This is a genomic window from Arenimonas sp. (genome assembly GCF_019459675.1).
Classification (GTDB): domain Bacteria; phylum Pseudomonadota; class Gammaproteobacteria; order Xanthomonadales; family Xanthomonadaceae; genus Arenimonas.
Window position 1 is genome coordinate 1 of record NZ_JAIBFH010000191.1, and the last position, 7,645, is coordinate 7,645.

Annotated in this window: 3 protein-coding genes and 1 pseudogene; all 4 read right to left on the reverse strand. The window is 69.7% G+C overall.

The window, feature by feature from the left end:
- Positions 1–122 precede the first annotated feature (122 nt).
- Entirely contained in the window at positions 123–920 is a 798-nt protein-coding gene (locus K0M70_RS06685) for an amidohydrolase (RefSeq protein WP_290780849.1), read from the reverse strand.
- Positions 920–2,068 (reverse strand): pyridoxal phosphate-dependent aminotransferase, encoded by a 1,149-nt coding sequence (locus tag K0M70_RS06690; protein ID WP_290780851.1) that lies wholly within the window; start codon positions 2,066–2,068, stop codon positions 920–922. The genes K0M70_RS06685 and K0M70_RS06690 overlap by 1 nt, the downstream gene beginning before the upstream one ends.
- A gap of 92 nt (positions 2,069–2,160) precedes the next feature.
- Positions 2,161–5,811 (reverse strand): S8 family serine peptidase, encoded by a 3,651-nt coding sequence (locus tag K0M70_RS06695; protein ID WP_290780852.1) that lies wholly within the window; start codon positions 5,809–5,811, stop codon positions 2,161–2,163.
- Between the two features lie 138 nt (positions 5,812–5,949).
- Positions 5,950–7,645 (reverse strand): annotated as a pseudogene (locus K0M70_RS06700) (hypothetical protein); the annotation flags it as partial.

The window sequence follows — 7,645 nt, forward strand, 5'->3', positions numbered from 1 at the left end:
GGCGGCCCGCCGCCGTTCCGCAAGAAGCGCCCGGAAGGCCTGCCGTCGGACGACTGAGCTCGTCGCGGCCTCAGTAAAAAGCCCGCCTTCTGGCGGGCTTTTTTTTAGGAACTACCGCCAGGCTAGAGCAGTTCGAAGCGGTCCGCGTCCAGCTGGGCCGGGAACCGCTCGCGGTGTGCCGCCAGCGCCTGCGCCGCGAACGTGACGGTGGCCACGCGTACCTGGTCATCAAGCTCCACCAGCGGCTGGCCCAGGAAGTCGAGCGCCACGCTGTCGCCGCTGTAGCCCACGCCATTACCGTCGGTGCCCACCCGGTTCACGCCGACCACGCAGCTCAGGTTCTCGATGGCGCGCGCGCGCAGCAGCGTCTGCCAGGCGTAGCGGCGGGCGCTGGGCCAGTTGGCGACGAACAGCAGCAGGTCGTAGTCGAAGCGGTCCGGGCTTTCCACGCCGAAGCGATTGCGCACGAAAACCGGGAAGCGCAGGTCGTAGCAGACCAGCGGACAGACGCGCCAGCCCTTCAAGGCCACCGTGATGCGTTCGCGGCCCGCCGCGTAGCGCTCGTGCTCACGCGCCATGCGGAACAGATGCCGCTTGTCGTAGCTGCGAAGCCCGCCTTCGGGAGTGGCCCACAGCAGGCGGTTGTAGACACCCTCGCCTTCCCGGATTTGCACGCTGCCGGTGACCACCGCGCCCAGGGTGGCCGCCTGGTCGCGCATCCAGGCCACGGTGGGGCCGTCCATGCCTTCGGCGTCCGCCAGCGCGTCGTTGCTGAAGCCGGAAGTGAAGGTTTCCGGCAGCACCACCAAATCGGTCTGGCCGGCCAGCGGCGCGATCAGCGCACCGTAGCCTTCGCGGTTGGCGGCGGGGTCGTGCCAGGCGGTGTCGCCCTGCACCAGGCTGACGCGCAGGTCGTCCATCAGATCTTCGCCAGCCGCTCGATGGCGGCGTCCAGCGTGGGCTCGACCTTGGCGAAGCACAGACGCGCAAGCCGCTGGCCTGCCGGCGGCGCGGCGTAGAACGGCGACAGCGGGATGGCGGCCACGCCTTTCTCGATGGTCAGCCAGCGGCAGAATGCCGCGTCATCCAGGTCACTCACGGCGGAATAGTCCACCAGCTGGAAGTACCCGCCCGGCACGTCCAGCGGCACCAGGCGCGTGCCCAGCAGCTGCTGGCGGAAGCGGTCGCGCTTGGCTTGGTAGAACGCGCCCAGGCCATCGTAGTGCTCGGGTTCGTGTTCGATCATGGCCGCGAACGCCCACTGCGCCGGGGCGAAGGTGCAGAAGGTGTTGTACTGGTGCACCTTGCGGAACTCGGCGCTGAGCGCGGGCGGCGCGATGGCGTAGCCCAGCTTCCAGCCGGTGCAGTGGTAGGTCTTGCCGAAGCTGGACACCACGAAGGCGCGCGCGGCCAGTTCCGGGTAACGCAGCACGCTTTCGTGCCGGCGGCCGTCGAAGATGATGTGTTCGTACACTTCGTCCGACAGCAGCACGATGTCGGTGTCGCGCAGCAGATCGGCCAGCGCGGCCATGTCCTGCGCCGTCATCATCGCGCCCGACGGGTTGTGCGGCGAATTGATCATCAGCATCCGCGTGCGCGGACTGATGGCGGCGCGCACCTTCTGCCAGTCTATGCAAAAATCGGCCGGGTCCAGCGACACGTGCACGGCGATGCCGCCGGCCAGGTCGATGGCGGGCTCGTAGCAGTCGTAGCAGGGGTCGAGCACGATCACTTCTTCGCCCGGCCGCACCACGGCCAGTATGGCGTCGAGGATGGCTTCGCTGGCGCCGCTGGTGACGGTGACTTCGGCGTCGGCGTCCACGGCGCGGCCGTAGCAGCGCTGGGTCTTGGCGGCGATGGCCTGGCGCAGCGCCGGGATGCCGTTGGCCGGGGCGTACTGGTTCTTGCCCTCGGCCATGGCCCGCGACAGTTCGTCCACCAGGCGCTGGGGCACCGGGAAATCCGGGAAGCCCTGGCCCAGGTTGACCGCCTGGTGTTCCATTGCCAACTGCGACATTACGGTGAAGATCGTGGTGCCGACCTTCGGGAGCTTGGTCTGGATCTGCATGGCCTGCCGGGGTTGCGTTCGCGGCCCCTGATTATGCGGGCATCACCGCCCGCGTAGGAGGGCCCGGGGGCCCTGCCTGCGCAATTACGCGCTCAGAGGCAGTTCTTTCGCTGGGAAAGCATCGCCACCGCGCGGTTCTGGACCCAGGTGCCGAGGAGTGCGCCACCGAACGCGGTGTTCACCGACATGTTGGTCACGCTGTTGGTCCCCAGGGTGCGGGTTCCGGTGCCGGCCGGCGTGCCGATCAGGCCCACCGGGGCGGCCAGCGGGGAAAAGCCCGAGAACCACTGCAGGTCGAAGCTGCTGCTGCCGGCAACGAAATTCTTCTGGCCGTAAAGCCAGCGCGGGAAGCCCTGCCCGTCGTAGACGTAGGGAATGAAGACTTCCTGCGGATTGGCGCCGCCGGTGGCCAGGTAGGTGTAGCCGAAACCGGCGAGGCTGGGCGAGAACCAGTGCCCGCTGACGTCCAGGTTCTGGGCGTTGAGCGTCGGGCAACTGCCGCCGCCCACGCGGATCATGGTCTCGAAGCCGCTCTTGCCGTCGAGGTTGAAGTTGAGCGTCATCGCCTGCGCCGCGGTGGCCGTGATGATCACGTCGCCCACGTCCACTGCCTGCGTGGCGGCGCCGTCCCAGGTGACACGGAACAACTCCGCCTTCCAGATGCCAGCGGCCGTGGGCGCGGCCCCCTGCGAGTAGTACCAGGTGGGCGTGCTGTCTTCGAGATAGGTGTACCAGACGGTCACCCACTGGTCGGGCGCGCCCTGCGGGCCCGCGAAGTCCACGAAGATGCCGTGGCCGTCGCGCGCCAGGTTCACGTACTGGCCTGACAGCATGGCAGGCGGCGCGCCCTGCGCCGTCACGGTGGCCGTAACGCTGGCCGCCACCGTGCCGCCGGTCGGGTTGACCGGCACCACGTACCAACGGCCCGGCGCCAGGTTGGCGCCCGACACGGCCAGGGTTTCGTTGCCGCCGGCGGTGGCTGCGCGCAGCGCCACATTGTTGTCCCAGGCCGGCGCGTCCTGGATGTCGGGCCCGGTGGGTGACGCCACGCGGGCCACGTACAGGTCGAGGTTGCCGGTGCTGCCCGTGGTGGTGAACTGCACCGTGGTGGCATGCGGCGGTACATCAAAATAAAGGCGCGGGTGGCTGGCGCCGGCGGGAAGCGTCACGGCGCGGGGGGCATCGTTGGCCAGTGCGAAGGCTTCGAAGCTGGCACCGCTGCGGGTCAGGCGCACCGGCACTTCCAGGGCCGTGCTGCCCGCCGCGGGCTGGACCAGCAGGTAGCCCACGCGCACCTGCCCCGCCACCAGCGAGGGATCGTCGTGGATCATCCGCACCTGGAACGCTTCCCCGGGCGCGGTACGCCCCGGACCGCTGGCCACCAGGTTGCTGCCGGGCATGGCCTGCAGCGGCAGCACGAAGGACTCCAGCGTGGCGGTGATGGCGGCGCCGCTTTCGTTGCGCAGCGCGATCCAGTACTGCGCCGGGGCTGCCGTGCTCATGACTTCGAACTGGCAGACCTCGGTGGCGTAGGACGAGGGTGAACCGCAGACCTCCTCATTGGCATCGGGCTGCGAGTCGCCGTCGGCGTCGCGGCCCACGGCCAACTGCAGGCCGTCGGTAGCGGCGATCGAGCTGGCGCGCAGCCGGTACTTCACTGCCGGCAGCCCTGCCGGCGTGGCCGGCACCGTCACCAGGCGCAGTTGGGTTGCCGACGCCGCGATGGGCTGGCTGGCGGTGACCGGCGCCACCAGCGGCGTGGCGACGAAGCGCGCGCTGGGCAGGGCCACCACATCGCTGATGTCCACGTCGAACGCATCGCGCTCGCGCGACACGGTGCGCGTGATTCCGGACAACGCGTCCTGCGCGGCCTGGGTGGCGAACGGCGAGACGAATATCGACACCGGCAGCGCCAGGTTCGGGCGGCCGTCGCCCGAGGTATTGGTCAGGTTGACGCGGCCATGGACCCACTTGCCCACCAGCGCCGGCGAGTCGACGTTGGCCGTGAACACCACGGCCTGCCCGCCCGCACTGGTGGTGAACGAGTTCCGGTTGTGCAGCAGCTGTGCGCCCGGCGAATCCATCGTGGCGCTGATGTTGTAGTTGGCCGCGTTGGCACCCGGCATCAGTTTGAACGTGCGCGTGATCACGCAGCTGCGGAAGCAGGCGCCGTGAGCCAGCGACGGCAGGTTCAGTGCGTCCGCGCCGCCGCTGTAGGGGCTGACCACGGGCAGTGCGAACGCGCCCGGCGTCACGTCCAGGTACAGGCCCGCCCGCACCGCCTTGGCCACGTCCACCATGCCGGCACCCTGCGCATGCGGCGTGGTGGCCGCACCCGCGTCGGTAACGGTGCTGCGCGCGGTGAGCATCAGCGCCGACACCACGGCGCTGGCGTTGATGGTGGGATTGACCGACCGGACCAGCGCAGCGGCACCGGCCACGTGCGGCGTGGCCGTGGACGTGCCGCTGAAGGTGGCGACGCTGACCGCATCACCGGGCGTGCGGCCGGCGGCGATGATGGAGACGCCCGGCGCCGTGATATCGGGCTTGGTGACGCCCAGCGGAACCACGGGGCCGCGGCCGCGGGAGGCGTCCCGCCGAACACCCGCGCCCCCGCGGTCATGCGTGGCCGCCGCCACGCCCATCACCCCGGGCGAGTTGGCCGGCGTGCCGGGCGTGCCCGGCGACGGGCCTTCGTCGCCGGCTGCCGCGGCCACCACGATGCCTGCCTCGCGCGCGGCAAGAAACGCCTCGCTGTCGTCGTTGATGGTGCCGCCCACGGCCAGCCACGGGTCCACCGGCGGACCGCCGATGGAATAGTTGATCACGTCCACGCCGTCCGCCACGGCCTGGTTGATCGAGGCCACCAGCGCGCTGCCGTCGCAGACGGTGCCCGGGCAGGCCTTGTACATGATCAGGTTGGCGCGCGGCGCCACGCCGCTGTAGGTCACCGCCGTCCGGACGAAAGCATTGCCCACCGCGGTGCTGGCGATGTGGGTTCCGTGGCCGTCGGCATCGACCGGATCGGTGGTGTTGCCGATGGCGCTGGTGGTGAAATCCCAGAGCCCGATCAGCTTGCTGTTGCACGCCGCCGGCGTGCCGGCGCAATAGCCGCGGAAGCCGCCCAGCGGATTGGTGATGCCGGTGCCCGCGAACGCCGAATGCGCGCGGTTGATGCCGCTGTCGATCACGCCGACGATGACCCCTTCGCCGCGATTGGCCACCCCGGTGGCGGTGCCGTTCCAGACCTGGTCGGCCTTGATCCACTGCGGGCCCCGGTCGGTCTGCAGGAAGCGTTTGAAGTCGGGCGACACACTGCGCACCCCCGGCATGCCGGCCAGCTGGCTGGCCTCGGCGGCCGTCAATTCCAACGCCATGCCGTTCATGGCGTGCGTGTAGGTGAACCGCGGCTGCAGCGACCGGCCGAAGCGGCGCGATGCATCGGCCAGACGCGCCACGCGCAGCTCGTCCAGGTAGGCAACGTAGGCCTGGGCTTCGACGCTTTGCGCAAGGTACTTGCGGGCTCCGGTGGCCACCGCGCTGGTGGCCGCCAGGCGCGGGCGGTGCTTGTCGCTGGCTTCGAAGCCGCGGAAACGCGCGGCGGCCGGCTCGTCGAACGCCACCAGGTAAGTGGCGCGCGGCGATTGGCTTGCCACGGTTTCAACGCCAGGGGCCGCGCCCGGATCGCTGGCAGGCAGGAACAGGCCGAGAGTGACGGCCAACATCAACGGAGCGGTCCGCATGATCAATCCTGCCTGAGGGGGGTAAGGAGGAACTGGCCCGATTCTCACGCAGGGACCGGCGAATGACAACGAGCGCGCGTGCCCGTCCGGAGCAAAAAAAAGGGGCCCCGAAGGGCCCCTCTCACAGCCGGGTGGCGCTTACTGGCAGTTCTTGCGCTGCGACAGCTGGTTCACCGCGCGGTTCTGCAGCCAGCTGCCGGTGAGGGCACCGCCGAAGTTGCTGGTCACCGAAACGTTGGTGAGGCTGTTGGTGGCCAGCGTACGGGTAGCGGTGCCGGCCGCGGTGCCGGTCAGGCCCACCGGGGCCGCCAGCGGCGAGAAGCCGGAGAACCACTGCATGTTGAAGGTGTTGCTGGCGCCGTCGAAGGCCTTCTGGCCGTAAAGCCAGCGCGGGAAGCCCTTGCCGTCGTAAACGTAGGGGATCAGCACTTCCTGCGGGTTCGCACCACCGGTGGCCAGGTAGGTGTAGCCGAAGCCCGGCAGGCTGGGCGAGAACCAGTGGCCGCTCACGTCGAGGTTCTGCGCGTTGAACTGCGGGCAGCTGCCGCCACCCACGCGCGCCATCGTCTCGAAGCCGCTCTTGCCGTCGAGGTTGAAGCTGAGCGTCATCGTCTCGGTGCCGGTCTCGGTGATGATCACGTCACCCACGTCCACCGCATGGGTGGAATCGCCGTCCCAGACCACACGGAACAGCTCGGACTTCCAGATGCCCGCCGCCGTGGGCGCAGTGCCCTGCGAGTAGTACCAGGTGGGGGTGTTGTCCTCGAGGTAGGTGTACCAGACGGTCACCCACTGGTCGGGGGCACCCTGCGGACCGGCGAAGTCGACGAACATGCCGTGGCCGTCGCGCGCAACGTTCACGTACTGGCCCGACAGGAAGCCCGGACGGGCGCCCTGCGCGGTCACCGTGGCGGTGACCGTGGCGCTGACCGTGGCACCGGTGTTGTTGACCGGGACCACGTACCAGCGACCCGGCAGCAGGCTGGCGCCGGAAATGTTGAGGCTTTCGTCGCCCGCCGCGCCGAACGCGCGGTACACCGGGTTGTTGTTGTCGGCCGGGGCCGCGGCGATGGTCGGGCCGGTCGGCGAAGCCACCCGCGCCACGTAGAAGTCGACGTTGCCGGTGCTGCCGCTGGTGCTGAACTGCACCGAAGTGGCGTGCGGAGGCACGTCGAAGTACAGGCGTTCATGCTTGGTGCCGCTGGGCAGCGTGACCGCACGGCCGGTGCCGTTGGCCAGCGCGAACGGCTCGAAGCTCGCACCCGTCCGGGTCAGCGTCACCGGCACCAGCACCGTGGAGTTCTCGCCCGGGCCGGACTTGATGAACACATAGCCGAAGCGCTGCGCGCCGTTGACCATGGTCGGGTCGTCGTAGGCCACGCGGATCTTGAAGGGAGTGTTCTCGGCGACGTTGCCCGGGCCGGAGGCCACCAGGGTGGGTGAATCCACCGCCTGCAGCGGCACCACCACGCTGTCCACCCGCACGTTGCTGCCGGGGCCGTCGTAGTTCTGCACCATCATCCAGTACTGGATGGGCGCCGCTTCACTGAAGAGCGTCAGCTCGCACAGCTCGGCGGAGCCAGCAGAGCGGGAATTGCACTGTTCCTCGCCGGCGCTGGGCAGGCCGTTGACGTTGAAGTCGCGGCCCACGAACAGGTCGATGTCGGCCGCCGGTGCCGCCGTGCTGGCGCGGATGCGGTAGCGCACCGGCTGGCCGCGGGGGGGGGGGGGGGGGGCGGCGGGGGCGCGGGGGGTTTTTTGGGGGTTGGGGGGTGGTGTGGTTTGAGGGGGGGGGGGGGACCCCCGCGTGGTGGTGGGGGTGGGGTGGGGGGGG

What these genes read in the sequence shown, in the direction of transcription:
- K0M70_RS06690 (WP_290780851.1), bottom strand. Translation starts at nt 2,068, where the DNA reads ATGCAGATCCAGACCAAGCTCCCGAAGGTCGGCACCACGATCTTCACC.
- K0M70_RS06685 (WP_290780849.1), bottom strand. Translation starts at nt 920, where the DNA reads ATGGACGACCTGCGCGTCAGCCTGGTGCAGGGCGACACCGCCTGGCAC.
- K0M70_RS06695 (WP_290780852.1), bottom strand. Translation starts at nt 5,811, where the DNA reads ATGCGGACCGCTCCGTTGATGTTGGCCGTCACTCTCGGCCTGTTCCTG.